This is a genomic window from Agathobaculum sp. NTUH-O15-33 (genome assembly GCF_033193315.1).
Taxonomy (GTDB): Bacteria; Bacillota; Clostridia; order Oscillospirales; family Butyricicoccaceae; genus Agathobaculum; species Agathobaculum faecihominis_A.
Genome location: NZ_CP136187.1, coordinates 3,715,008 through 3,741,463, shown reverse-complemented (window position 1 = coordinate 3,741,463; position 26,456 = coordinate 3,715,008). Strand labels below are relative to the sequence as shown.

Genomic DNA, 26,456 nt, shown 5'->3' with positions numbered 1-26,456 from the left:
AGAAGGAGAACGAGTAAGATGCAGCTTTCCATTTGCACCGATGTATATGCCGAATTGTCCTATACGGAAATGCTTGACAAGGTCAAAAGCCTTGGCGTCGACGCGGTCGAAATGACCGCGGGCGGCTGGGGCGCGCGCACCCACTGCCCGACCGAGGAACTGCTGGCGGACGATAACAAGCTCGCCGCGTACATGGCGGAGCTCGACAAGCGCGGCATGCGCATTTCGGCGCTCAATACCTCGTGCAACCCGCTTTGGCCGTGTGAGACCGGCAAACAATATGATGAGTCCATGCGCCGCTGCGTGCTGCTGGCGGAAAAAATGGGCGTGAAGAAGATCGTGTGTATGTCCGGCCTGCCTGCCGGCAGCGAAAACGATGTCACGCCGAACTGGATCACCTCCAGCGTCACGATGACCGCTTACATGCAGCCCGCGGTAGACTACCAGTGGAAGACGACCATTGCGTGGTGGAAAGAGTTCGCCGCGTTCTGCCATGCGCACGGCCTTGAAAAGATCGCGATCGAAGAGTTCCCCTGCATGATGGTGCACAATCCGGAATCGTTCTGGCACCTGCGCGAGGGCGTGGGCGACGATATCATCGGCATCAACCTCGATCCGTCGCACCTGATCGCCTATGGCGCGGACCCGATCCACTCCGCCCGCGCGCTGAAGGGCGCCATCTACCATGTGCATGGCAAGGATACCCGCATCGAGCGCGGCATGGCGGAGGTAAACGGCCTGACCGAGTGGAAGGACGTGCACGATACCGCGTCCCGCACATGGAACTATGTGGCCGTCGGCTGCGGCAAGGATTTGCAGTGGTGGAAGGAATTCTTCTCCGTTGTCCGCATGATGGGCTACAACGGCGACGTATCGCTCGAAATGGAGGATTTCACGATGTCCACCGAGGCGGGCGTCGTTACCTCGGTCGATGCGCTCAAGCAGACGATCAGCCTGTAAGGTTTATAATCGCGCAAGAGCCGGTGGAACATCGTTCCACCGGCTCAGTCTGTGGAAAAAGTCCTCACGCCGCAGCGTGTATATAATAGGATTTCGACGCAAGCGGCAAAATCCATAAAAACCGGGAGCATGTATCTCGGTTTGCTCTCATTTAATCGCCGCAAAGCGGCGGTTAATGGATAGAGGCCTACGGGCTATACAAACCGACTTCAAGTGTGCCTGAAAGGCGCGCGCAGAAGCCGGAATCTCGATCGAAATGGGGCTTTGTTTCGATCGAAGGCTGTCGAAAAACTATTTTTCGACAGCCTCAGCCGGTGGAACATCGTTCCACCGGCTTTTGCCGCGTATGTTTGGCAAGTACCCCTTGTACTTTGTTGCCAGGTTCTATATAATAAAAGAAATATAAGTAAGAGGCGGCTGTTTGCGCGGCTGTCGGGGAAAGGAAGTGGGATCATATGGCGAAAGGCTTGAAACGCATTGCCGCCGTGGTGATGGCCGCCGTTATGCTGTTTGCCATGCTGCCATATGGACTCGCCGCCGATACAAAGCAGGGGGGACGCACGGTCCGCGTCGCCTATCCAATCCAAGCCGGATTGAGCGAACGGGATGAAAACGGAAATTATTCCGGCTATACCTATGAGTATTTGCAGGAGGTGGCGCAGTACACCGGCTGGCAGTATGAATTTGTCGAGGTGCCCGGCGATATCGATAACAGCCTGACCACGCTGCTGGATATGCTGCAAAAGGGCGAGGTCGACCTGATGGGCGGTATGCTGTTCAGCGAAGAGATGAACAGCCTGTACGACTATTCCGGCCATAGCTACGGCACGGTAAAAACTGTTTTGCAGGTGCCGCACAACCAGCCGGACAGCATTGTGATCGACGCGCAGCAGGAGCAGCAGCTCACCGTTGCGGTATATGGGAAAAGCGTACAGCGCAGGCAGGAGCTTGAGGAATACGCAAAGATCAATCTGCTGCACGTCAGCTATGTGGAGTGCGAAACAGAAGATGAGCTGATCGACGCGGTGCTTTCCGGCCGGGCGGACGCCATGATCAATACCAGCCTGAACGCGATGCCCGGCATGCGGACGATCGCGGAGTTTGCGCCCAAGCCCTTTTATTTCGTCCTTTCCAAGCAAGCGGAGCCGGGCCTGATGCAGGAGCTGAACGCCGCGATCATGAGCATTCAGCAGATCGATCCGTATTTCACCATTTCCTTGCAGGAAAAGTATTTTACCCCCAAAAATGAAGATCTTCTGCTGACGGATGAAGAGGAGCAGTATATCCGCACGACCGGCGCGATCCGCGTCGCGGTGCGCACGGACGAACCGCCGTTTCAATACCGCAATGCGGAAGATGGGAGTACGACCGGGCTGGCGCCCGCGCTATTGCAGTATATCGGGGAGCAAACCGGGCTCACCTTCGAGCTGGTGCCGGTATCCACGGAAAGCGGACTGATGGAGCTTGCGCGGGACGGCAAGGTAGACATGGTGGCCGGTATGACGTACAATTACACGCTGGCCCGTGAAAACGGCGTTTCGATGACGCATGCGTACGCATCCTCGCAATATGTTTTGCTGATGCGGCAGGATTGGGACGGCAGCATGGAAGGCAAAACGCTTGCCGTGCCGGAAGGAACACTCCATAGCTTTGCTTATGACGGAAAAACGCAGTTTTACGACTCGTTTGAGGACTGCATCCGCGCGGTCAGTAAGGGCGAAGCCGATTTTACCTATGCGGACGGCTATGCCGCTCAGTATTATTTGAATCAGTCCGCCCTTGGCAACCTGCGTATGGTGCCGCAGACGGACGAGCCGCGCGAAATCTGCTTTGGCGTGGCCATGCCGGGTCACAAGCAGCTTTTGAGCATTATGAACAAGGCGCTGCTCGTCATACCCGAGGAAGAGCTTCGGGCGATGGTCTACCGCAATACGGTTACCTACCGAAGGACCACCCTGTGGAGCTTTATGAAGGAGCACCCGGCGGAAAGCGTACTGTTTGTCATGCTGTTTTGCGGGTTGGTCGTGGCGCTTTTGGGCTTTAACCTTGTGCAGCGTGTGCGTTCAGAAAAGAAAAATGCGCTGGAACTGAAAAAGCGCCTGCAAATTTATCAGTTGACGCAGGAATATTTCTTTGAATATGATAACGCCACCCAAACGCTGCTCGTATCAAACCCGAACGACACGGGGGATGGAGAAAGCGAAGCGTTACTCCGATATGACTATCGCACTTCCGCGTCCAGCACGTGGTCGCAAGAAGATCGGGATAAATTCCGTTCCTTTCTGGAAGAGGGCAAGGATGGCACGCATGAATTGCGCATGGCCGGAATCGACGGACAGCAGCACTGGCTGCGTATCGTGCAGCAGGCCCTGCGCGACGAGACGGGCAAGCCGGTGGGCATGATCGGTAAGATCAATGTGATCGATGAGGAAAAGCGGGAAAAGGACCTGCTGCGGCAGCGCGCCGAGCGCGACGGGCTGACCGGCGTGTTCCACGCCGCCGCCGTGCGGCAGCTGGTCGGCGAATACCTGTCCGAAATGCCGGATGGACAGCATGGCGCGCTGTTGCTGCTGGATGTGGATCATTTTAAAGAGGTAAACGACAATTATGGCCATTTGCAGGGCGACGAGGCGCTGCAGCAGGTCGCCGCGATGTTGCAGCGCAGCTTCCGCGATTGCGATGTCGTCGGCAGGTCGGGCGGCGACGAATTCGTGGTCTATATGCACCGGCTGAAACACCGCGACGCGCTGCGCCAAAAGTGCGCGCTCCTGACGCGCGAAGCGCACGATATCGTCATGCCGGACGGCGCGTCGCTCACCATCAGCTTAGGCGCGTCGCTGACGAACAGCGGTCAAAGCTTCAACGAAGTGTACACCGAGGCGGATAAGGCCCTTTACGCGGCCAAGGCCGCGGGCCGCGACTGCTACCGTCTTTCAGACGAAGAAAAATAGAAAAATTATGCCAAGCGGTCTTCTTGATAAGAATATTTACGAGGAACAAGTTAGTCAAGGCACATAGCCGAAACGAAACTGGTTAAATTGTAAATCATGATATCAAGGAGGCCGCGTTTTTTCTGGACAGGGAAATTGTGTGATCCCCTGCGGCGATTTGCCGTCAAACCAATAAAACGGCTGTTTTGCTGATATAATAAATGAATACTTAAAACTTTAAAGAATGTAACAGTTTGATCCACTGCGGATCAAAGTGATTTACGATTTCGCTGTGGCCGATATCCATTGTCCCGATCTGCTCCATATCCGCTTTGGAAAGAACAAAATCAAACACATCGAGATTTTGCTTCATTCTGTCCTCGTGAACGGTTTTCGGAATGACGATTACGCCTCGCTGTAGGTTCCAGCGGAGCGCCACCTGCGCCGCTGTCTTTCCATACTTTTTTCCAATCTCCATGAGAATCGGATTGGTAAAGAAATTCCGGTTGCCCTCGTTAAACGGCGCCCATGCTTCGGGAATAACGCCGTATTCCTTCATGGTATCCAGATTAAGCTGCTGCTGGAAGAAGGGGTGCATCTCCACCTGATTGATCATCGGTTTGATTGCAAAGGTTTCGCAGAGGTCGGCAAGCACATGGGGATAACAGTTCGCCATACCGATCGCTTTAATCTTTCCCTCCTTGTAGAGTTTCTCAAGTCCTCTCCAGGCCCCGATATAATCGCCCATAGGCTGGTGCAGGAGCATTAGGTCGATATAGTCGTAGCCAAGCCGCTCCAGCGTAGTCTGTGTTGCAGACTGCGCCCCCTCAAAGGAAAAATCCTGAAGCCAGAGCTTGCTCGTGATAAAGACTTCTTCCCTCGGAATCCCGCTCTCCCTGATTGCATCGCCAACAGCCTTTTCATTCATATAGCCCTGCGCGGTGTCAATCAGTCGGTAGCCGGTTTTCAGCGCTGCTAGGACAGCTTTTTTCGCTTGCTCATAATCCGGGATTTGATAAACTCCAAAACCGATCTGCGGGATTTTCACCCCATTGGATAATTCTAAATATTGCATTTTTCTAGCCTCCTTACATTTTTCCTGCCCCGACAAACATCTCCGCCACTTCCGGAGCATGATGGTCGATGAACTGGCTCCGGCCTAAATCCAGCGTTTTCAGTTCGCACATTTCCTCATCGGTTAGCTTAAAGTCAAATAATGCGAAGTTTTCCTCCATGCGTTCCCTGTGAGTGGACTTTGGAATGATAACAATGCCGGACTGTATCAGAAAACGCAGATTGACCTGTGCCGCCGTCTTTCCATACTTTTCTCCGATCATAGTCAGAGTTTCATTGGTAAACAGCCCATTTTTGCCTTGCGCCAGCGGCGACCACGCCATTAACTGTGTTCCATGTTTTTGCAAAATTTCTCTTGCGATTTTCTGCTGCTGGAACACATGTACCTCTAACTGATTGACCGCCGGTGTGATCTCCATGAATCCGGCAATGTCGATGAACCGGTCAGGCATAAAATTGCTGACACCGATGGCACGAATTTTCCCTGCTTTATACGCTTCCTCCATCGCGCGGTAAGAGCCGTAGTAATCGCCAAAAGGCTGATGAATCAGCATCAAATCCACATAGCCTGTTTTCAGCTTGCGAAGCGACGCATCAATGGATGTTTTGGCTCTATCATATCCGCTGTTGGAAACCCAGATTTTTGTGGTTAGAAACAGTTCCTCACGGGCTATGCCGCATTTGCTGACAGCTTCCCCCACCCCTTCCTCGTTAAAATACCCCTGTGCGGTATCGATGCTGCGATAGCCCACGGAGATCGCGTCCAGTACGCAACGGGCCGTGTTCGCAGCCGGTATCTGGAAGGTTCCGTAGCCCAACATGGGCATTTCTACCCCATTGTTCAAAGTAATGTACTCCATATTTTTGTTCTCCTCGCATTAGATTTGTTTAGCGGCTGGCATTTCTTTATTCTTATTGTATCTGCATTTACCTTGACATGGAATGACCAAAAATGATATGATGCATTTACCAAAAGTAAATACGAGGGGCGGAGTGATTCATGTACAGTCAGCAGATAAAGACCTTTATTCAAGTTGCGGACAGAGGGAGTTTATCAAAAGCGGCAGAGGACTTGTTTGTTACGCCCGCCTCCATTATGAAACAGATGAATGCGTTGGAAGAACGGCTGGGCGTGACTCTTTTAAAACGTACCAATCGGGGTATTGAAGTAACCGAAGCTGGAAAATTCATCTATAAAGCGGCAAGAAGGTTCATTGCAGAGTCAGAAGATGCCGTCTTGCAAGCAAGAGCAATCCAGCAGAACGAAATGAAAACGATCCGTGTGGGTTCGTCCTTTTTAAATCCCGGCAATGTATTGATCAACTTATGGAATACGATACGGCCCGACTGCACGGAATACAGGATCAAAATAGTCCCTTATAGTGATGATCACGAACATATTCTGTCAGTCGTCGCCTCTCTAGGGACTACAATGGATTTTATGGTTGGCGTATTCGGCTCACAGCAAATGCTGCGCATGAGTAAGTTCCATGAACTGGGTCGCTATCCGCTCTGTATTGCGGTTCCGCGGAATCACCGGCTTGCATCCCAAACAAAGTTATCTTTGAACGATTTACACGGTGAACATTTGGTGGTGGTAAAAAGCGGAGACGCGCTGTATCTCGATAAGCTTAGGGAAATATTAAAAATGACGCACCCTCAGATACTCATAGAGGATGCCCCTTATTTTTACGACATGGAAACCTTTAACGCTTGCGAAGTAACCGGCTCGCTGCTACTAACTCTTGACGCATGGGCGGATATTCATCCTTCGCTTGTGACGCTCCCGGTGGAATGGGATTATACGGTTTCCTACGGCCTCCTCTATTCACAAAATCCCTCTGATGAGGTTGCCGCTTTTCTCAATATCATCAAACAGGCGATTGAGAATAAGCGTTCATTATAATAAACGGTTGATAAAACGGCTAAATCCGCTACGTTTTTCTAAGTCGTGAAATGATCCGAGGGCGCAATAGTGACGCTGTTTTCATTCACTGGGCAGTAGTGCGCAAACCCGTTATTCTGAACGATCAGCAGAAAAGTCCAATCCGTAAAAGCTGAACGAATAGAAGCAAAGCCTGACACACCCGGCGTACAACGCGCTTGGTCTGTCAGGCTTTTTAATGAATGAGGAAAGAGAGATTGTTTATCGGCGGGAGCGAAGCGGACGTCCTGCCGCAGCGAAAATCTGAGTGTTATCACGGAGCTTATTTGAACATGTGGCGCGATTTTTTTGCGCTTTTAACAGGGCGGCTGCTCCTGATCCGCCAGCGTCCAGGAAAGGGGAGGACGGTGGTGATAGACATTGTGGAACGACGCGAGCGCATCCCAAGTATCGCGGTCGGTCACGCCGGTTTGGGGGAGCTTAAAATGCGCTTGCGCATGCTTTACCGCAGCGGTGGTGTTCTCATCGTACACCCCGGTGACCGGCACGCGCTGCGCGTCTGCAAAGTGCGTGGCCAGCGTGTTTAAAATAAGCTGCAGGGCATAGACCGAATATCCCTTTTCGCCCGGCGACAGCGTGGCGTCCGAATCGGGCGGGAAAAACTGTGTGCATACCGGGAAACCGTCGCCCGCGGCGAGAATGGCGTATTGCTCATAGATCAGCGTCCAAGTGGCAAAGTCCGCCGTGCCGGTCACGGGCAGGCCGTTGATGCGTTGGAATTCACGCACGGCGGCCGCGGTCTCCGGGCCGTAAACCCCGTCCGGCACCAAGGGGGCGGCATGGTTGGCTTCCAGCTGGATGCGGCGTAAAAACCGCTGCAGGTCATAGATATGCTCCCGGAGTTGCGCTTCCGTATACATTTATGTGTCGGCCCCCTCTCCGGCGGCAAGGCGGGTGTACTGCTGGTAGATCAGCGTCCAAGTTTCATAGTCTGCCGTACCGGTTACGGGCAAGTCGTTCATACGCTGGAATTCACGCACCGCGGCGTTGGTCTCCGGGCCGTATACGCCGTCCGGCACCAACGGGGCGGCGTGGTTGGCCGCGAGCTGGATGCGCCGCAGAAAGCGCTGCAAATCAAATATGTGTTTTTTGTATTGCTCTTCCGTATACATTTAGGCGGTGCCCTCCTCTCCGACGGTATAGCCGGGATACTGCCCTTCGCTCGTCCGGCTGCCTGCCTCCACATCCTCGGCAAGGCGGCTCATGCCTTCCCAGGTCAGCGGGCCTATGGTGCCGCTCGCGGGAAAGCCGAGCAGGGACTGAATGACGGATACGGAGTCGCGCGTCGCCGGGCCGTATATGCCGTCCGGATCGACGGGCGGCACCTCGGGATAGCCGCGCGCAATGATGTTGATCAGCTCCTGCGCGCGCCGCACCGCGTCGCCCCGCATGCCCATGACAAGGAAGATTTCCGGAAAACCCGCGATCTCGGGCAGCCATTCGTTCACCGGCCTGATGCGCAAAACCGATTCATAGGTGGACACGAGCGCGTCCCACGTCGGCCGGTCGACCACGCCGGTCTGCGGCAGGCCCATCATCCGCTGATAGTCTATTACGGCCTGCCGGGTTTTGGGGCCGAATACGCCGTTCACCTCGGCGGGCTGCCAGCGCGGCAGTTCGTCGTAATATTCGCCCACCACCGCGAGGAAGTATTGCAGGATTTGCACGCCGGAGCCGGTCATCCCCTCGCTCAGCTCGGTGGGGTATTGGCGGGATACGTCGGCAAGCGTCAGCCCCTCGCTGTCCAGTTCGGAAAGGCGTTTGATATTGTTATAGATAAACGCAATGCGGTACCAGGTCGCCTTGCCCACCAGCCCGTCTGCGGTCAGGTTGAATTGGCGCTGGAACGCGCGCACGGCGTTTTCGGTGTTGGAATCGAACACGCCGTCGACCGGGTATATCTTAGGGATATTGGGATAGTTGGTGGAAATACGGTTCAGGCGGTTCTGGATGGTGCGCACATCCTCGTTGACGTCGCCCAGCCGAAAGGTCACGCCCGGCCACGACCCGCCGAGGTTGGGGGAAACGGGCGCGTCGCGCACAAAGTTGATGTCGTCCCCATAGAACGAGCGGATGATATCCTCCGCCGATAGGCCCTGCTCGGCCAGCGGCACCGTGCCCCACTGGGATAGGCCGCCGGGGCAGGTGGTCGTGGTGCCGTTGCAGTACTGGGCAAAGAGCGGCTCGATCGCGTCGCCGCGCGTCAAATAGTTGTTGAATACATCGTCCACAATGGTGGAAATGTTCTCAAAAATATCGCGGCCGGGCACATAGCTTTGGTCGTAACGGGTCGAGTTGGTGATATCGAAATCGTAGCCCTGCGCGCGGTACCATTCGGTGAACACACGGTTGAGCACATAAGAGACCTGCGCGTAAATGTTGGCGCGGATGGCCTCCTCGGGCCAGGTCGGATAGATTTCGCTGGAAGCGACGTTTTTAATGTATTCATCAAACGGCACCGTAATGTTCTGCGCGGGCGCCGAGGGCGCGCCCAGATGCACGGTGATCGTTTCAGGAATGACGACCGGGGTTGTAGCCAAGGTTATCCCTCCTGTTCTGACAAAGCCTGTGGGTTGGTTTCCGCGGTTAACTGCTGCGGGGCTGTGTTGGCGGTTTCAGGCAGCGGCGTCAGCGTAATCGGCAGCACGGCGGGAATGCCGGAAAACGCGGTGACGTTTAAGGCGGCGAGCGGCGTGAAGTCTGGATGGTCGACCTGTACGGTATACAGGCTAAAGGGCCTGCCGCCGCCGGGCGTGAGCGAAGCCGCGCGCGGCGGCGCCGCCAGCTCCATCGGCGGCGTCATGCCGCTCTGATCGGTCTGTACCGAGTATAAAAGCGTGGAATTCCCGGCTTCATCCACCGGCGTGGATACCGTGACAACGGCGTTTGGCACCGGCACCGCGCCGAGCGCGGTCGTAACGAGGACCCGCAAAACGGATATTCCGTCCTCCATTTGGAAAAACCTCCTTGTGTTCCGGATGGGCGTGCATTATAATGAAATGGTAATAGGGATTTTGATCACCTATCAGGAAAGGAATGGACAAGTTTATGCAGGATAATCAAACGCTGCTCGCGATGTGCGAAGAGCAGGAAAAAACCTTTCAGTTCGATCATTTTACGCGGGAGGACGCTCTTGCGCTCGGCCTTGCGCTTCATGAAAATGCAAAGCCCTTCGGCCAGCCGGTCGGCATCGAAATCTCCATCGGCGGGCTGACCGTGTTCCGTTACCTGCCGGAGGGCGCGACCGCGGACAACGCGCTTTGGCTTGCCCGCAAGCGCCGCTCGGTAGAACTGATGGAAATGTCCTCGCTGCGCTTCATGGCGTGGATGGAAGCGGGCGGCGATACGCTGGAAAGCCGCAAGCTTTCAGCAAATGATTACGCCGCGTGCGGCGGCGGCTTCCCGATCCTGCTGCGCGGCACGGGCATGATCGGCTCGATCTGCGTTTCCGGCCTGCCCCATCTGGACGATCACCAGCTGATTATCAACACACTGGCCGAGCATTTCAAGGCGTGACCGCACGGTTTATGCAAGCCGCACCTTATACTGTTTGAACCAGCGGTCCAGCTGAACGATGTAGGCGAAGATCTGCGGCGTGCGCATCAGTTGGCCGTACCAAGGCTCGGTCAGGCTTTCGGGCTGCTGCATCAGCGCCTGTACGGTGTCGTGGTTGAACAGCGTGGCCGCGATCGAGTGTTCGTCGGCAAAGATGCGCCGCACATAGGAAGCGCACAGCTCAGTGTAAACCGGGTGGAAGGTCTTGGGGTAAGGGCTCTTTTTGCGGTAAACGATCTCCTCGGGCAGCTCGTGCTCGAACGCTTTGCGCACAATGCCCTTTTCACGGCCATGTAGCGCCTTCATATCCCACGGCATGTTGTAGGCGTATTCCACGATGCGGTGATCGCAGAACGGCACGCGGACCTCAAGGCCGGAGTACATGCTCATGCGGTCCTTGCGGTCGGGCAGCGTTACAAAAGAATACACAACGCTTCGACAGACTCCGTAAAGCGCTCGCCTCTTCGTGCCCCGTGCGTGGGGACATTTGGCGGGCGCTTTACACATAACCGGCCTGTGCATACCCGCCACATGAGCGCTTTTATGAAAGATGACCAAAAAAGTAGGCAAAAGCTTTGTTGAAAATGGAAACAATTTTTCCGTACATTTCGGGATATGTGACCGAAATGTAACTGCCCCGTTGTAGAATAGAGACATCAAAAAGAGATGAACATTCCGATCATCGATCGATAAGGTTTCTATTTGGAAGGGAGCAGTTCCTCATGAAAAAGATCACAATGTTTTTGGCAGTCGCCCTTACCTGCACCGCGTTCGCGTTTGCAGCGGAAGATTCCGCTCCGCAGAACGAGCTGCACATGCAAGCCCCGCAGATCACGGAAGCTGCGGAAGAATCGGCCCCTGTGGAAGAAAACGTTCCGGTAGTCCTGCCCGAAGCGGCGGCTCCGTCCGAAGAGATCGCGACTCCGTCCGAAGAGCCGGTCGACGAAGAGATGCTGGTAACGCCCGAAGCGCCCGCCGAGAACGAAGCTCCCGCGACCGAGTCTGAAGCGCCGGTCGATGAAGACATGCTGGTAACGCCGGAAGTTCCGGCCGAGCCCGAAGCGACCGAGCCCGAAGAGCAGCTTCCCGCGGAAGACGAAGCCACCGAATCCGAAGCGCCCGCGACCCCGTCCGAAGAGCCGGTCGACGAAGACATGCTGGTAACGCCCGAAGTTCCCGCAGAGCCCGAAGTAACCGAACCTGAAGAGCAGCTTCCGACCGAAGAAGAAGTCATCGCTCCCGAAGAAGAGCTTCCCGCAGAGGAAGAAGAAATTTTGGTAGAGATCCCGGAAAACGAGATCCCCGTGGCCGCTGCGCCTGTTGCCATTACGGTGTGCGGCATCGTATACGACGGCGAAGCGACCGTTTACATGGAAGAGCAAACGATCGAAGCAACCGTCGGCGACGAGCTTGATCTGGGCGCTTTCGTATGGACCGAGACCCCCGGCATCACCCTGACGTGCGACGCCGCCGTGGTGACCGTTTCGGCCGATACCACCGCATATGTGCTGACCTATGAACTCCAGGAGGGTTGGGTCATCCTGTGATCTGAAAGGATACAAAGGCCTGAGCATCCCCAATAAGGGGATGCCTCAGGTCTTTCGCGCGTAAAAAAACGCGCTATCAATAGCCGGTCGATCCGCGTCTTGACCGATTTCCGCGCGACATTATGAACGGAGGGTTTCACAATGAGAAAAAATAGATTAATAGGATGGGTTCTGTCGGTCGCCATGTTGGCCGGCATGCTGCCGTCGCAGGCGCTGGCAGCGCCGACAACGGCGCAGGGTGATGCAATTAGCAAGTATGTGACCTTTGAAGCGTCGAATACGACGGGAGCGGCCGCCGGGTATAAACTGACGGTACAGGTCGTGCAGGATGGCGCCAAGCTGGCGGAACAGGGGTATCAATATGGGCAAAACGGCCCGGGAACGGTCACAGTGACCCCGAATGAACGCTATACGATAGACAGCATGACCGTTACAGCACAGGATGGCAACGGCGATTCCACCGTGTTTACCAGCGGGGATGAACTTGCAATCACACAGAACAAGCCCCGCATCCTTACGATAGCTGTGTCGTCTAGCCGCGATTTTTATGAACAACACTCCACCATTAAGAATTGGAGCCGCAGCGAAGAAATCGTGAATGGGGATACCGGAGAGGTCTTGGCAAAAGCGCCTGTGGAATCGGTGCATGGAACGGATACAAAAGCGATGCTGAACTGGAACTGGGACGACGTTGCGGATATTGGCACCAGTGTTACCGATCCGGCAAAGGTTTGGGACGGTATGCAGCAAAATCATTACTGCGAACATTTTTTGAAACAAGGGAGAACCAGCTCATATCCTTCGGCAACCTGGCTGTGCGGTAAAACGCCTTCCCTTCGCCGGTTTAGGGGTGAATACACACTGCCGGAGGGCTTTAGTACGCGTGACCAGTATCGTCTGAAATCGGCTAATCCGAACCGAGTGGAGAATATTCTTGCGATTAACGATGATATATTCATTTTCGTTTACCAAGAGGGCGAACAGCTGACCAACGATAACTTTATGAGCTATCTGGCCTTTTGGAGCGGCACATCGACCCGCAAGCAATTTATTGATAAATATGGGGCAGTGTATTCGAATGAAAGGCCGGGCACGATTGCATATCAAAAGGGGAATTCTATCCCGTTAACAGATAATTGGTATTGCGAAGCAAAGATTGATAATATCGGCGATGTGATGTACGCACATTACCCGGATGCCGGAGAAGGCACCACCTTTATTGTCGATATGTTTTGTTTTGATAATTCCCCCAAAAGCGGCGGCGGCATGGATATGCTGACCATAGAACCAACGGATACGACTGATTTGGTGGTCGATATTCGATATTGGAAGGATGCGGTCGGAAGCGGAGAGGATGACCCCCATTTCATAAACAGCTCTTCTGTCAAGAATTTAAAAAACGGTGATCGTATTACGTTAACCGCGGAACAGCTGGATAAATTTAGACCCGCGCAATATTATGGAAAGGGTGTGCAGCAAGAAACCAGCCCATTTATAGTAAAAGAAGGCGCCGAAAATGTGATCAATATTGTATATACCTCGGAAAAAGCGAGGGTACAGTATGATTTGAACCTTCCCGCAGGCGTATCGAAGCCAAGCGATTTAACCGCGCCAGCCTTTGAAACCGTGCAAAAGGGCAGCTATTATACGATCCCTGACAAGAAACAGAAGCCTTCAGGCTTGACGGATAACGCCTTTGAGAGCGGCAATACCCGCTATACCTTTGTCGGCTGGGCAACGTTCAAGGAAAGTACAGCCGCGGTAACGGGTGTAGAGGTACTTTCTGATCCGACTAAGCTGTATGCGATCTGGACCACCCAGACGCGCTCGCTGACCGTGTCAAAAGAACTGACGGATATCGCGGAGCCCTCCTCCGATTCGGCGTGGGTGAGCAAGGGCACGCAGGCAACCGAGGGAGATAAGCTGGTTTATACGATCACGGTCACGAACGGGGGCCAGTTGGATTATAGCGGACTGAACCTGATGGATACCCTGACCGTGGCAGGCATAGCGGTAAACGCAGACAAGGTAAAGCTTATTTCGGCACAAACGCCTGCGCTCAATCCCGCAAACTTTTTGGTAAAAGCGGGGCAGTCCGTTATTTTCAACGCCGAGTATATCGTCACCGGCGATGATCTTGGCAAAGAGATTGTCAACGCCGTGACGGTAAAAACGCCGGACGAAAAGGACCAAGATCCAAAGGACGAGGCCGATCCCATCATCCCTGTGTATAAGCCGGGCATGACGATCGAGAAAACGCACGAAATCGTTAGAAACGGCGACCATACGACGCTGCGCGTCGGCGACACGGTCAAGTACACCGTGACCATTAAAAACACGGGCGACCAAAAGCTGACGGGCGTCAAGCTGGAGGACACCATGTTCCCGAAAACGGTGACCGATCTACAGGTGAACGGAAAGACCGCGCAGGTCTCCGGCGGCGCGGTTGCGGTCGGGGAGATCGAAGTGGGCGGTCAGGCCGTGGTGACCTACGCTTACACCGTTACCGAGGCGGACGAGGGCAAAAGCGTGAAAAACACGGCGACCGCCACCTCGCAGGAGGGCCCTAGGGCCGAAGCTCAGACCGAGACCGATCTGGTCGAGGGAAAGACCGACGTCAAGCTCTACTACGCCTTTGAGCAGATCGAGGGCGGTTCGACCACGACCTTCCCGTTTGAAACAACGCCCATTTCCGTCACGCGCAAGTATCCGGGCGATACCGTGACAAAGGCGGAGTTTGAACAGGCGATCGCGGCGCATATCACCCTGCCGGAAGGCGTTACCGAAACCGGCAGTATGTTCAACCGGCGCGGTGAGGCGGTCGCGAATGAGATCGCGGCTTCCTATGTCATCAGCGACCAAACCGGCATGAATGATTTTGCCATCAAATACCCGCTTCTGCGGCATACCATCACCTACCGCCCGGGCGATCACGGCGCGCTGGCTCTCGCCGAGGGCGCAAAGGGCGAACTGGTGAGCGGCAGCGCGGTATTCACCGTGCCGTACGGCGCGGTCCCGGCTCAGTGGTTCACCGGCAGAAACGGCACGCTTAGCCTCGACAAAACAGCGGAGGAAGGCTATGTTTTCAACGGCTGGGATGCGTCGATCGATCTGACGGCGGCGGTCAAAAGAGACCTTGTAAGCACCGCTCAGTGGCGCGCCCGTACCTCGGCGGACCGGGATTATACGGTCGTCATCTACCAGAACGAGGTGGAGATCGATCGCCGTAGTGATTTTGCCCTAACCTATGTGCCGGGCAGCGACGCTGCCAACGCCACGCTGACGCTGGACGCCGCCGCGCTGCTCGCGGAGGAACAGGTAAGGGGCAAGGCGTCGCAGGGCTATAAGTTCGGCCGCTACACCGCGACCGGTGAAGCGGGCGAGATCTTGAGTCAAACGCATACCTTTACCATTACGGACGGCGCGGTTATCAACGTATATTATGTGCCGTACGACCTAACGGTTTGGCACCAGCTATCGGACGCGCAGCCCCTCTTTGATGAAGCGCAATCCGTCGCGACGCTCGCCGCGCCCGCCACGGCGCATGCGAACGCGGACTTCTTCGGCCTGAGCCGGGTGCGCTATCAGGCTACGGCGGTCGCCGTCAACGGCGCGCCAGATACCGCGCACACCTATACCGAAGCCGTCGCGGTGCCGCTTGGCGGCGGCAGCTACGCGGTGACCTTCCAGTACTACCGCAGAAGCACCTCCAGCGGCGATAATGGAGGCGGCAACGGCAACGACGGTTATCAGACCATCGAGGATGAGGAGATCCCGCTTGCTCCCGGCCTGAACGCGGAAGATCACTTTGCGTACGTGATCGGTTACCCGGACGGCACCGTTCGCCCGAACGCGAATATCGACCGGCAGGAGGTCGCGACCATCTTCTTTCGCCTGATGCAGGATGACAGCCGCACCGAAAATTGGAGCCAGACCAACGCCTTTTCGGATGTATCGGCCACACAGTGGTCCAACAACGCAATCTCCACCATGGCGGCGGCCGGTATCCTGACCGGCTATGAGGACGGCGCGTTCCGCCCGTCCGCGCCGATTACGCGCGGCGAGTTCGCGGCCGTCGCGGCCCGGTTTGATTCCGCGCTCTATGTCGGGAATGATATGTTTACCGATATCGCGGGCCACTGGGCGGCGCCCTATATCAACCGCGCCGCGCAAAAGGGCTGGATCAAGGGCTATGAGGACGGCACCTTCAAGCCCGACCAGTATATCACCCGCGCGGAAGCGATGACGCTGGTCAACGCGGTGCTCGACCGCCGCGTGCACGCGGAAAATGTGCTGGATGCGGCCATATCTTGGCCGGATAACCCGAAGGATGCATGGCATTATGAAGCCGTGCAGGAAGCGACCAACTCGCATAATTACGACCGGGAAAACCCGACGCAATACGAGACATGGACCGAGCTCGCGCAGGCGCGCGACTGGACCCAGCTAGAAAAGCAGTGGTCCGCTGCAGCCGCCCCCTTCGGCGCATAACAAAAAACACAGGCAGGGCCCGCGCTCATTTTGAGCGCGGGCCTGTCTCAGGCTGTCAAAAAACTATTTTGACAGCCTGTCGATCGAAACAAAGCCCCATTTCGATCGAGAATTCCGGCTCTGGCGCGCGCCCTTTGGGCACACTTCGCCGCCGGTTTGTTCAGCCCATAGGCCTCTATCCATTTTCCGCCGCCGTGCGGCGATTAAATGAGAGCAAACCGAGATACATGCTCCCGGTTTTTGGTCAAATTGAAGCAAAGCTTCAATTTTCAATTTTATTACGCGCTGCGGCGCGAAGGGTTATTTGACACGCTACGGCAGGGCCCGCGCTCATTTTGAGCGCGGGCCCTGCCTGTATAAGGGAGGAGCTCATTCTTCCGCCCAGTTGTTTTTCGGGGGAAGAACTTCGATAGCGTCTTTACGGATGGCGAGCTCAGAGCCCGCGTTCAGGTAACAGCACATAAAGACCAGATCGCTGTCGCCTACGTTGAAAGTGGAATGAAACGCGCCCTGCGGGATGGAGATCAGCTCGCCGGGGCCCATGTCGCGCTCCTGCGTGCCGTCCGGCCGCTCGATCATCTGGCGGGCCTTGCCTTCCATGAAGTAAATGAATTCCTCGCTGTCCGGATGGTTGTGGCGCGCGTGGCCCTTGCCGGGCTTGATGCGGCCGATGCCGACGATCATTTTATCCGCGCCGGTCACGCGCGGTTCGTTCAGCCACTGGAAGGAGCCCCAGTCAAGCACCTGTGTTTCCACGTCGTCCGGTGATACCATGCTCAAATATTTACTCATAAAGAACCTTCCTTTCGTAAACACGGTGGGTGGCGTTCCTGAAAGAGCACGGTTATTTGCTGATCGCCTTGAAAGCGGCGGCCTGCGCGGTCATGCCGCGTTCGGAAGCCAAACGCTCAATGGACGAAGCGCCGAAGAAGCCGTCGATCTCGGGCACGTTTTTGATGATGTAGGCGGCGTCCTCCGGGTCGGCGATCGGGCCGCCGTGGCAGATGACCATAATATCCGGATTGACCGAGCGGCCCGCGGCAATGATGTCGCGGATGAGCGGAATGCAGCTATCCAGCGTTTTCGCGGTCTCCGCGCCGATCGAACCCTTGGTCGTCAGGCCCATGTGCGCGACGAGGCAGTCCGCGCCGGCGGCGGCCATCGCCTTGGCCTGTTCCACATCGAATACATACGGGCAGGTGACCATGTCAAGCTCGTGCGCCTTGCGGATCATATCTACCTCAAGCCCGTAGCCCATGCCGGTCTCTTCCAGATTGGCGCGGAAGTTGCCGTCGATCAGGCCGACCGTCGGGAAGTTTTGCACGCCGTTGAAGCCCTGCGCTTGCAGCTGTTTCAGGTAAATATCCATCACGCGGAACGGATCGGTGCCGCAAACACCGGCGAGCACCGGGGTCTTTTTAACGATCGGCAGCACTTCCTGCCCCATCTCGACGACGATCTGGTTGGCGTCGCCATAGGCCAGCAGGCCGGAGAGCGAGCCGCGGCCCGCCATACGGAACCGGCCGGAGTTGTAGATGATCAGCATATCGACGCCCGCCGCTTCCGAGCACTTGGCGGTAATGCCGGTGCCCGCGCCCACGCCGACGAGTATTTTGCCCTGCGCTACCTGCGCCTTAAAGTCCGCAATGATCTCGGCTCTCGATTTGTACAGCATAATAAAATCCTCCTTATGTGTGGTTCCGTTAAATGATTGTAAGGTGTGTGAGGTTATGAACCGGCTTCCATCAGGTCGATCAGCTTTTGCGCGGCGGCGTCCGCGAACGCGGGGTCGTTGATGTTTTCGGGCCGTTCGATGATATCGACCTTGCTTTGGTCTACCCGGCCGCGCAGGGTGTCGTACAGCGCCTTGTCCTCCGCTTCGCCATAGAACGGCTGGCCGGGCGCGTCAATACCGGAAACGCCGCCGAGCGGCAGCATCAGCACGGTCTTGCCGGGCTGGCTCAGGTTCAGCTTTTCCGCGATCGCCCCGCCGATCTGCTTGCATTCCTCGGCCGTTGTGCGCATCAGGGTAACGGTTGGGTTGTGGCGGTACAGGTTGCGGCCCGCAAACTGCTGCGGCACCGTGTCCCATGGGCCAAAGTTCACCATATCGAGCGCGCCCACAGAAACAACTTGGGGCACGCCGTTTTTCGGCGCGGCGGAGCACCGGTCGGGGCCCGCGTTCAGTACGCCGCCGACGATCTCATCGCACCATTCGGTGGTGGTCAGATCGAGCACGCCCTTGATAAAGCCGCCGTTTATCAGCGCCTCCATCGATTGGCCGCCCGCGCCCGTGGCGTGGAAGACCAGCACCTCGTAGCCGCGCTGCTCCAAATATTCCTGCGCGCGGGTGATGCACGGCGTCGTCACGCCGAACATCGTCGCGGCGACAAGCGGCTTGTGTTCTATCTGCTGCTTGCTTTCAAAGCTGACCATGCCCGCCATGGCGAATACCGCGTTGGAGAAGATCTTGGTGGAAAAGCTGTTCAGGCCGGAAACGTCGACAATGGAAGGCATCATCAGGATATCGCTGGTGCCCACGTACTGCGATACGTTGCCCGAAGCCATGGTGGAAACCATCAGCTTGGGCACGCCGATCGGCAGCGCGCGCATCGCGGGCGTGACGAGCGAGGTGCCGCCCGAACCGCCGAAGGAGAGGATACCGTCGAACTTGCCCTGCTCATAAAGCCGGGGAATGAGCTTTTCCATGCCTTCGCTCATGGCCTCGGTCGCATAGGCGCGGTCGTGCCGCCCGGCGATCTCGCCGATATCGTAGCCCGCGGCGGCGGCCACCTCGTCGTTGCCGACGTCCGGCGGAAACGCCGGCTCGTAAACGCCGGTATGCACCGTGAAGGCCCCAAGTCCAAGGCTTTCGATCAGCTCCTTCACATATTGGAACTCGCGGCCCTTGGTATCCAGCGTGCCGGCAATGCAAATCGTTTTCATCGGTATTCCTCCCTCGCTTTCACATTGGCGTAAGCCGCTTTCGTACAAAGAAAATTGCGGTAAAACGGCCTTTTCTTGATAAGACCATTCTACCGCAAAAGCATAAAATTTCACATGTGTTTATATTGGGTTTTGTTGCTTTTTCCTATAATTATCCGGCATGAAAAACAAAAAAATGATGGATATAGATTAGCTTAAAAAATAAAAACACAAATTTAAGGCGCGGCCTTGGCATTGCGGAACGCGGCGGGCGAAAGGCCGCGGTATTTTTTAAACATTTTGCTAAACTGCGCGTAATCGCGGTACCCAACCCGGTCGGCGACTTGCACGAGCGGCAGCTCGCTCCCTCGGATCAATGCGGCCGCCCGGTCCAGTCGGTGGCGCAGCAGGTATTCGGAAAAGCTGTAGCCCGTCTCTTTTTTAAACTTGGTGCTCAAATAAGAGGGGGAGAGGTGCGTCATGGCCGCCATGTCGCGCAGCGTGATCTCGCTCTGGTAGTTCGCTTCGATATAGCCGCGCACGGCGGCAATCGCGTCCTCCTCGGCCGCGCGCTGCGCGAGCGGGCGGGCCGCCGCGCCGTCCTCCTCCGGGTTGCCGTAGCTCTGGAAGGCCTGCGTGGTTTCAAGGATGGCGCGTTCGATCGGGATGCGCTCGAACGCCGAACCGCCGATATACCCCATGCAGCCGCTGCTGTGGTAAAAAAACGCGACGTCGGCCGGGTTGCTGATCGGGCCGCCGTAGATCATCTTGATAATGCCGGGCCGCGTCTTATCGCATAGGTCGAAAATGCGGTCGGTCTTGATGCGGGCTTGCTCCAGCGTGTCCGCTTTTTTCGCGCCTTTTTTGCCGCCTACCGTCAGGCCCAGATGCACGCAGATCACATCGGCCCCCGCGCCCAGCATTTGCGCGGTCTGCGCCTCATTAAAGACAAAGGCGATCGTGAACAGGCCGATAAAGTGCGCCAGACGGATGGCTTCTACCTCCTGCGCATAGCTCATGCCCTCTTCCTGTTCCAAAGCGCGGCGAAAGGTTCCGTCGATCAGGCCGATCGTCGGGAAGTTATTCACCCCGGAAAAGCCGCACGCGGCAATGGTTTGCAGGTATTCATACAGATGAATGGTGGGATCGGAGGCGTTCAGCCCAAAAATAACGGGCGTATCGGGCACCGCGGGCAGCAGCTCCTTGGTGCCGAAATTCATCACCAGCTCGTTGGAATTGGCATAACACAAAAGGCTCGCGATGGAGCCTTGCCCCACTTGACGGAACTTGCCCGCGCTGAGCGCGAGGATAAAATCCGCTCCGCCCATAACGGCGTAGCGCGCGGTCATGCCGCTGCCCGCGGCCACGCCGATTGAGTGGCCGTTCGTCCGTATCCGCGCGCGCAGGTTTTGCAGGATCTGTTCTCTCCGCTGCATGTTGGCCCCTCCCGTCCCTTTGGCTTACCACCAGTTTATACGGGTTGGGCCCGGTTGTCAAAGAGAATTGTCTATAGCGAGCGGGCAATCGCCAAACCCGGCGGCAAAGGTCACGGTCACTTCACCGTCCCCAACATCCACTCGTTCAAGCGCGATGCGCGCGATGCGCTTTTTCTGCTCAATGGTATAGCGCGGCCATTCCTCCGGCACGGCGGCGAAGAACCGTTCGAGCGCGGTATCGCTTTGCGGCGCGGCCAACGCGTCCCGCTCCCGGTGCAGGGCGGCCAGCCGTTCGTTTTTCTCGTGCAGGTCCCGCGCGGTCTGTCGCACCACGTCGGGCAGGTCGATCAGCGCTAGATTGCGGCTGAGCCGCGCGGCCTCCTGTTCCAGCGTGACGATCTCAGTGTCCAGCTTTGCCCCGGCGGCACGGTCTATGGGCGCGGGCCGCAGGGGCACGGCGGCGTAGCTTTTCAAAAAACGCAAAAGCACGCTTTCCACCGCGCCTTCGATCTGCTCCAGCGTCATGGGGCGCGACCGTCCGGGGCAGATTGCCGCGCCCTTTTTTGCGCCCGCCGCAGTTTATGTAGTGCTCCCGGTGCGGCGCGGGCTTGTTTACCACCGTGACGGCGTAGCCGCAGTGCGCGCATTTCATAATGCCGGATAAAAAGCTGTGCGCGCCGCGCCCGGTGTTTTTCAGCGCGCGGTTTTGGTCAAGCTTCTGCTGGGCGCGCAGCCAGATATCGGCTTCCACAAGGCCGTGGTGCGGCGCGAGTGAAACGAACGCGCCGTTCAAATCGGCAAATTTGCTTTTGGTGCGCCCCTCGCGCGGGGCATAAAGGTAGCAGCCGCGCTCGCCCGCGTAAGCCAGCACGGGATCGTTCATTTGCGCCCCCTTTTGCCGCAGGTAACGGTATACCAGCGCGTCCGCGCGCGCATAGGCGGGATTTCGCAGCAAGCGACCCAGCTGCACCGTGCTCCACGCGCCGCCGCGCCCAGTGGGCAGGCGCAATTCGTCGTTCAGCCAGCGCATCAGCGTGCCGAGCGAAGCGTCCGGCTCCAAATAGCGTTCAAACAGCGCCCGCACGAGCGGGGCGGTGTCCGGATCAGGGGCAAAGCAGGCGGTCTTTTTGCCCAAAACAGCGGTTTGTCCCTTGACAAAGCCAAAGGGCGGCCGCCCGCCCAGATACATGCCGCTTTTGGCGCGTTCGTAGTAGTTGTCCGTCACGCGGCGCACGATGGTCTCGCGCTCGAACTGCGCAAATACCATCATAATTTGCGCCATGGCCGCACCGGCGGGCGTTTCATCCAGCGTCAGCCCGTCCTCGCAGGATAGAAAGGCCACGTTTTTTGCCCCCAGCAGCTCGCACAGCCCGGTAAAGTCGTGCACCGAACGGCTGACACGGTCAAGCTTGTAGACCACGATCTTGCCGATCTGCCCGGCTTCGATATCGGAAAGCAGCGATTGGAACGCGGGGCGCGCGGTGTTTTTGCCTGAAAAGCCGCGGTCCGTATATACGCGGCAATCGGCAAGCTCCCCGGCGGTCAGCCGACTTTTGCAGCGGTCGATCTGGGTCTCGATCGAAATACTGTCCGCCCGCTCGACCGATTGGCGGGCGTAAACCGCGGTCACGGCCCGCAGCGCGGTGCGGCAAGCGGTAAGCCGAAGCCGCGCCGCGCCTCGGCGATCGCGGTCTTGACATCGGCGCGCGCCTTTTCGCTGTCCTTTTCAGAAATGCGGATAGAGACCCGCAGTGCCTCCTGCATATGCGCCCCTCCCTTCGCCCCATTTTATTCGCCGCGCCCGGCGAATATGAGGGAGGGGAAAACACAAAACACACGGGGACGGTTCTGCTGTGTCAGCACAGAAGAACCGTCCCCATGTGTTCGAGGGCGTCGCGCCCTACAATCTCGGTCAATCCCTTGTTTGTCCTGCTCTGTCATTTTTGAAAGCCTGCGTCGGCAGGAAATAACTCATTGATTGGAACCAGCAAAACCTTAGAAAGTCCGGCAATCTCGATATCTGTTACGGTCCTTTCTCCGCTTTCAATTCGCGAGATCGAGCCGCGGCAAATATAAACAGCTTCGGTTTCCAGCCGGTCGGCAAGCTGTTTTTGACTGAATTTAAGCTTCTTTCTTGCTTGTTTTACTTTTTCACCAATGAGATTTAACTGCTCACCATCGATAATTCTAGACATAATCACACCTCATCTTGCAATGGGACACGCAAACGTCTCCACCAACCAGCAAAACGCCACAATAAACGAGAAAAAACGGACCGGTTCCCTGTTCTGAACAACTCTATGCCATACGGTCAAACTGATTTTAAATTATGCATTAATATATTAAACGTGCAGCTGATTAAAGCATATTCGTCATGGCTGAGAGATTGCGTACAATCCTTTAAAAGTTTATTAAGCGCGTAAATGCTGGATATTCTAGATACATCGCACAACAAATAGTTCATATCGGCATGCAGTGCATTACAAATTTTAACAAGACTGGTTATGCTAATTGGCTTAGCGCCATTTTCAATATTTCGGATGTGTGTTGCTGCAAGTCCGGTTTTGTTTTCAAGCTGCGCAATGGTAAGGTCTTGTCGCTCTCTGACAATTCTAATTCGATTCCCGACTGCTTTTAATTCACTTGCATTCATCATAAATTCCTTTAACACGCAGTATCATTCCGTCAATCGTATCTAAAATAAAACATATCTGCTTATCATTTAAAAAAGAGATGTCCTCGTTCTGTACAATATTGGTTTCGCTTTGCTCAGTAAAATCACTTAACATCATTGAAATAGGCGTAACATCTAAGGCGTTAGATAGTGTAATTAAAGAACTAAGCGTTGGTGCTCTACTGCCCTTTTCTAATTGTCGGATATGTCCTACAGATAAATCACTTTTTTCGGCAAGTTGTTCAGCGGTATAGCCTCGTTGCCCTCGCAACGTGCGTAGCCGTTTTGAAAATTCTATCAATACATCCATATTTCAAACCCCTATTTGAATCATTTAATGCATTTTGATGTGTAAACTTTACTATTCGTTGAAAGAATGCGAAATATTCTAAAAGAAGTAAATAATCCTAAAAGAATAATTTTTCATAACCTATGAATCTCTATAAGATATAATTGATCTGGTTGGATGTGCTGGAATATCCTAAAAGAGGAATGCCGCGCGGGAATTTCGCTGGATAAGCAAGCTGAATATGAAATTGTAATCCTTTATGAAAGCTACTGGTATTTTACGGAAAATCGATGAACTGGGACGAATCGTTTTCCCTATTGCTAAATATGTCGTGCATTTTTATTTTAAAAACGTTTGCCGGGCCTGTATGAAGGAAATTGTACAACTGGATTTCTAATGCAAAAGAAAAAATACTACCAATAAAAAAGATCGTTGCCGGCCAAGGCGACGATCTTTATTGATTTTGAAAGCACTATTCGCAGACTGAAGATATAGGAAAGAACAGTTGCCATGTGTGAGATATAAAACGTGTCTCTTTGTCGTGCTCTGTCACTTTTGAAAACCTGCATCGGCAGGAAATAATTCGTTGATGGGAACCATCAAAACCTTTGATAGCCCCGCGACCTCAATATCTGTTACAGTTCTGTCTCCGCTTTCAATTCGCGAGATCGAGCCGCGGCAAATATAAACGGCTTCGGTTTCCAGCCGGTCTGCAAGCTGCTTTTGGCTGATTTTAAGCCTTTTTCTAGCTTGTTTCACTTTTTTACCAATAAGATTTAACTGTTCACTATCAATGATTCTCGCCATAATCACACCTCAAATGTCTTGCAATAGGACATAAATAGTGTATAATGGAAACGAGCTCATTATGTCCTATAACAGGACAAATATGAATATAGGAGTGAAAACATTGAAAACCAAATTTGATGAACTAGGAAGGATTCAGCTTACATCCGATATCGCTAAAACTTTTAACATTGTATCAAAACAAAATTTGCAGATTCGATTAGAAAGCATGCAACTAGTCTTAACCCCAACAAATGAGCAAAAGCTTCCGCTCCAGAATGGAAATGAAATAAGAGAAAGAGTGGATAATGAACAGCAAATTCCAGTTAATCAACGAACCTATATCCGAGCAGTGGATGAGAATAATCGTATTGTTGTGCCGATTGCATTTCGTAGAGAATTGGGATGGACGAAAGATACGGTACTTATTTTGGAACATAAAGAAAAGATCATTTATTTATATGAGTATAAATAAACCACAACCATATGGGGACGGTTCTTCTGTGTTAACACAGAAGAACCGTCCCCGCGTGTTTATATATTTACGTTTTTCGGCACGCTTTTTTCCTGTAAAAATATTACGAAAGCATAAATTTGCAAGAATACCGCGCGGTTTTCGGGCGGCGCCCGGAAATCCGAGCACGAATTAGAAATACATTATTTTGGCCGAATGATATCATTTTGTTATGGAAAAGGAGCGAAAACGTTCCGACAGAAGACAACAGAAGATGAAAAGGAGAAGATTACAAATGAAAAGATTCCTGTCTATTTTGACCGCGTCCGTTATGACCCTAAGCCTGCTGGCCGGATGCGGCGGCAACGACACTTCTGCTCCCGCGGGAGACGGAGGGGATGCCGGGACCAGCGCGGAGGGCTCGCTCAAGATCGGTCTGACGATGTCCAACCGCGACCAGTGGCTTTCCACCATGGAGCAGGCCGCCATGGATTACGCAAAGGCGAACGGCGTGGAGCTGAAAAGCTTTGACTCCAACGTCGACGTTGTGACCCAGCTTTCCCATGTGACTGCGTGCGCCAACGATAATTACGACGCGATGATCGTAAACCTTGTCAACACGGACAACGCGCAGGAAATGATCGACGCGGCGGGCGACATGCCCATCGTATTTGTCAACCGTACCCCGGGCAACCCGGACGCGCTGCTCAAGGCCGACGAGATCGTTTACGTCGGTTCCGATGAAAGCGAAGCCGGCGGTCTGGAAGGCGAGTACATTGCAAACCTGTTGAAGGAAGCCAACAAGAAGGACGTTAACATCGTCATCATGACCGGCACGCTCGGCATGCAGGCGACCACGCTGCGCACCAACTCCGCGAAGGAAGCGCTCGAAGCGAGCGGCCTGAACGTCACCTATGTGTTTGAAGACACCGCCGAGTGGGACCGCGCCAAGGCAATGGAGAAATTCGTGCAGTTCATGGGCACCGGCAAGCCGTACGACGCGGTCATCTGCAACAACGATGAGATGGCGCTGGGCGTGGTCGAAGCGATGAAGACCACGGGCGAGGGCAAGGTCACCGCTCCCGTCGCCGGTGTGGACGCCACTGATTCCGCGCTGGAATCCATCAAGAACGGCGATCAGGCATTCAGCGCGTTCCAGAACGCGGTAGGTCAGGGCGAGGGCGCTGTGGAAGCCGCGATCAAGCTGGCCAAGGGCGAAAGCTGCGAGGTCTATAACTGGGTGCCCTTTGAGCCTGTCGACGCGTCCAACGTGGCAAATTACATGAAGTAACGGATGGGAAACCGTCCCACAGTGACGCCCGGCTTACCCATGGGGGCCGGGCGCCGCACTTCCTTTGGGGGCTTTGCCCGGGAAGTTTAGCTTAAATGG

The 26,456-nt window shown here is 55.1% G+C and carries 26 protein-coding genes; 8 read left to right on the top strand and 18 right to left on the bottom strand.

Features of this window, described 5'->3' with window-relative positions; all coding sequences use genetic code 11:
- The first annotated feature begins 18 nt into the window (after positions 1-18).
- On the top strand, positions 19-960 hold the full coding sequence (locus tag RWV98_RS18170) for a sugar phosphate isomerase/epimerase family protein (protein ID WP_317862630.1): 942 nt from the start codon (positions 19-21) through the stop codon (positions 958-960).
- 455 nt (positions 961-1,415) lie between these two features.
- Positions 1,416-3,911, top strand: a complete 2,496-nt coding sequence (locus RWV98_RS18165) for a transporter substrate-binding domain-containing diguanylate cyclase (protein WP_317862628.1) — start codon at positions 1,416-1,418, stop codon at positions 3,909-3,911.
- A 208-nt stretch (positions 3,912-4,119) separates the two neighbouring features.
- Here RWV98_RS18165 and RWV98_RS18160 read toward each other — a convergent pair whose 3' ends face one another.
- Both RWV98_RS18160 and RWV98_RS18155 read right to left on the bottom strand, forming a co-directional pair.
- On the bottom strand, positions 4,120-4,965 hold the full coding sequence (locus RWV98_RS18160) for an aldo/keto reductase (RefSeq protein ID WP_317862626.1): 846 nt from the start codon (positions 4,963-4,965) through the stop codon (positions 4,120-4,122).
- Positions 4,966-4,978: 13 nt separating this feature from the next.
- On the bottom strand, positions 4,979-5,824 hold the full coding sequence (locus tag RWV98_RS18155; RefSeq protein WP_280963469.1) for an aldo/keto reductase: 846 nt from the start codon (positions 5,822-5,824) through the stop codon (positions 4,979-4,981).
- Between the two features lie 140 nt (positions 5,825-5,964).
- Here RWV98_RS18155 and RWV98_RS18150 point away from each other — a divergent pair, with 140 nt between their 5' ends.
- The gene (locus tag RWV98_RS18150; protein WP_280963468.1) at positions 5,965-6,870 is read left to right on the top strand and encodes a LysR family transcriptional regulator; all 906 of its coding nucleotides are present in this window, start codon (positions 5,965-5,967) and stop codon (positions 6,868-6,870) included.
- Positions 6,871-7,205: 335 nt separating this feature from the next.
- On the opposite strand, the gene RWV98_RS18145 is transcribed toward RWV98_RS18150, so the two are convergent.
- From RWV98_RS18145 to RWV98_RS18130, 4 genes are read right to left on the bottom strand one after another with little or no spacing between them, the layout of a single operon-like run.
- Positions 7,206-7,769, bottom strand: a complete 564-nt coding sequence (locus RWV98_RS18145) for a peptidoglycan-binding domain-containing protein (protein ID WP_280963467.1) — start codon at positions 7,767-7,769, stop codon at positions 7,206-7,208.
- Positions 7,770-8,021 carry a peptidoglycan-binding domain-containing protein gene (locus tag RWV98_RS18140; RefSeq protein WP_280963466.1) on the bottom strand — a complete coding sequence of 84 codons (252 nt, stop codon included), beginning with the start codon at positions 8,019-8,021 and terminating at the stop codon, positions 7,770-7,772.
- On the bottom strand, positions 8,022-9,449 hold the full coding sequence (locus RWV98_RS18135) for a peptidoglycan-binding protein (RefSeq protein ID WP_317862624.1): 1,428 nt from the start codon (positions 9,447-9,449) through the stop codon (positions 8,022-8,024).
- Positions 9,450-9,451: 2 nt separating this feature from the next.
- Positions 9,452-9,862, bottom strand: coding sequence for a hypothetical protein (locus RWV98_RS18130; protein ID WP_280963464.1), 411 nt, complete (start codon positions 9,860-9,862; stop codon positions 9,452-9,454).
- Positions 9,863-9,957: 95 nt separating this feature from the next.
- On the opposite strand from RWV98_RS18130, the gene RWV98_RS18125 reads away from it, so the two are divergent.
- Positions 9,958-10,425 (top strand): heme-degrading domain-containing protein, encoded by a 468-nt coding sequence (locus tag RWV98_RS18125; protein ID WP_317862622.1) that lies wholly within the window; start codon positions 9,958-9,960, stop codon positions 10,423-10,425.
- A 9-nt stretch (positions 10,426-10,434) separates the two neighbouring features.
- On the opposite strand, the gene RWV98_RS18120 is transcribed toward RWV98_RS18125, so the two are convergent.
- Entirely contained in the window at positions 10,435-10,893 is a 459-nt protein-coding gene (locus tag RWV98_RS18120; protein WP_317862620.1) for an asparagine synthase C-terminal domain-containing protein, read from the bottom strand.
- Between the two features lie 293 nt (positions 10,894-11,186).
- On the opposite strand from RWV98_RS18120, the gene RWV98_RS18115 reads away from it, so the two are divergent.
- Together RWV98_RS18115 and RWV98_RS18110 are read left to right on the top strand one after the other, a co-directional pair.
- The gene (locus tag RWV98_RS18115; RefSeq protein WP_317862619.1) at positions 11,187-12,011 is read left to right on the top strand and encodes a hypothetical protein; all 825 of its coding nucleotides are present in this window, start codon (positions 11,187-11,189) and stop codon (positions 12,009-12,011) included.
- Positions 12,012-12,152: 141 nt separating this feature from the next.
- Positions 12,153-16,502, top strand: coding sequence for an S-layer homology domain-containing protein (locus RWV98_RS18110; protein WP_317862617.1), 4,350 nt, complete (start codon positions 12,153-12,155; stop codon positions 16,500-16,502).
- A gap of 369 nt (positions 16,503-16,871) precedes the next feature.
- On the opposite strand, the gene RWV98_RS18105 is transcribed toward RWV98_RS18110, so the two are convergent.
- The 11 genes from RWV98_RS18105 to RWV98_RS18055 all read right to left on the bottom strand — a co-directional run bounded on the left by RWV98_RS18105 (position 16,872) and on the right by RWV98_RS18055 (position 24,633).
- Positions 16,872-17,294 (bottom strand): cupin domain-containing protein, encoded by a 423-nt coding sequence (locus RWV98_RS18105; RefSeq protein WP_317862615.1) that lies wholly within the window; start codon positions 17,292-17,294, stop codon positions 16,872-16,874.
- Positions 17,295-17,346: 52 nt separating this feature from the next.
- On the bottom strand, positions 17,347-18,177 hold the full coding sequence (locus RWV98_RS18100) for a phosphoenolpyruvate hydrolase family protein (RefSeq protein ID WP_317862613.1): 831 nt from the start codon (positions 18,175-18,177) through the stop codon (positions 17,347-17,349).
- A 53-nt stretch (positions 18,178-18,230) separates the two neighbouring features.
- Positions 18,231-19,448, bottom strand: a complete 1,218-nt coding sequence (locus RWV98_RS18095; protein ID WP_317862611.1) for a Tm-1-like ATP-binding domain-containing protein — start codon at positions 19,446-19,448, stop codon at positions 18,231-18,233.
- Positions 19,449-19,663: 215 nt separating this feature from the next.
- Positions 19,664-20,863, bottom strand: coding sequence for a phosphoenolpyruvate hydrolase family protein (locus RWV98_RS18090; RefSeq protein WP_317862610.1), 1,200 nt, complete (start codon positions 20,861-20,863; stop codon positions 19,664-19,666).
- 57 nt (positions 20,864-20,920) lie between these two features.
- A complete protein-coding gene (locus RWV98_RS18085) occupies positions 20,921-21,346 on the bottom strand; it encodes a hypothetical protein (protein ID WP_317862608.1) in 426 nt (141 codons plus the stop codon).
- A complete protein-coding gene (locus tag RWV98_RS18080) occupies positions 21,264-22,493 on the bottom strand; it encodes a recombinase family protein (protein WP_317862607.1) in 1,230 nt (409 codons plus the stop codon). Before RWV98_RS18080 ends, RWV98_RS18085 begins: the two co-directional genes overlap by 83 nt.
- Positions 22,490-22,627 carry a hypothetical protein gene (locus RWV98_RS18075; protein WP_317862605.1) on the bottom strand — a complete coding sequence of 46 codons (138 nt, stop codon included), beginning with the start codon at positions 22,625-22,627 and terminating at the stop codon, positions 22,490-22,492. The genes RWV98_RS18080 and RWV98_RS18075 overlap by 4 nt, the downstream gene beginning before the upstream one ends.
- 173 nt (positions 22,628-22,800) lie before the next feature.
- Entirely contained in the window at positions 22,801-23,058 is a 258-nt protein-coding gene (locus tag RWV98_RS18070) for a helix-turn-helix domain-containing protein (protein ID WP_317862603.1), read from the bottom strand.
- Between the two features lie 116 nt (positions 23,059-23,174).
- Positions 23,175-23,534, bottom strand: coding sequence for a helix-turn-helix domain-containing protein (locus RWV98_RS18065; protein WP_317862601.1), 360 nt, complete (start codon positions 23,532-23,534; stop codon positions 23,175-23,177).
- On the bottom strand, positions 23,503-23,847 hold the full coding sequence (locus RWV98_RS18060; RefSeq protein ID WP_317862599.1) for a helix-turn-helix domain-containing protein: 345 nt from the start codon (positions 23,845-23,847) through the stop codon (positions 23,503-23,505). Before RWV98_RS18060 ends, RWV98_RS18065 begins: the two co-directional genes overlap by 32 nt.
- A gap of 528 nt (positions 23,848-24,375) precedes the next feature.
- Positions 24,376-24,633, bottom strand: a complete 258-nt coding sequence (locus tag RWV98_RS18055; RefSeq protein ID WP_317862597.1) for a helix-turn-helix domain-containing protein — start codon at positions 24,631-24,633, stop codon at positions 24,376-24,378.
- 103 nt (positions 24,634-24,736) lie between these two features.
- On the opposite strand from RWV98_RS18055, the gene RWV98_RS18050 reads away from it, so the two are divergent.
- Together RWV98_RS18050 and RWV98_RS18045 are read left to right on the top strand one after the other, a co-directional pair.
- The gene (locus tag RWV98_RS18050) at positions 24,737-25,087 is read left to right on the top strand and encodes an MraZ N-terminal domain-containing protein (protein WP_317862595.1); all 351 of its coding nucleotides are present in this window, start codon (positions 24,737-24,739) and stop codon (positions 25,085-25,087) included.
- Positions 25,088-25,361: 274 nt separating this feature from the next.
- Positions 25,362-26,357, top strand: coding sequence for a substrate-binding domain-containing protein (locus tag RWV98_RS18045; protein ID WP_317862593.1), 996 nt, complete (start codon positions 25,362-25,364; stop codon positions 26,355-26,357).
- The last annotated feature ends 99 nt before the right edge of the window (positions 26,358-26,456 follow it).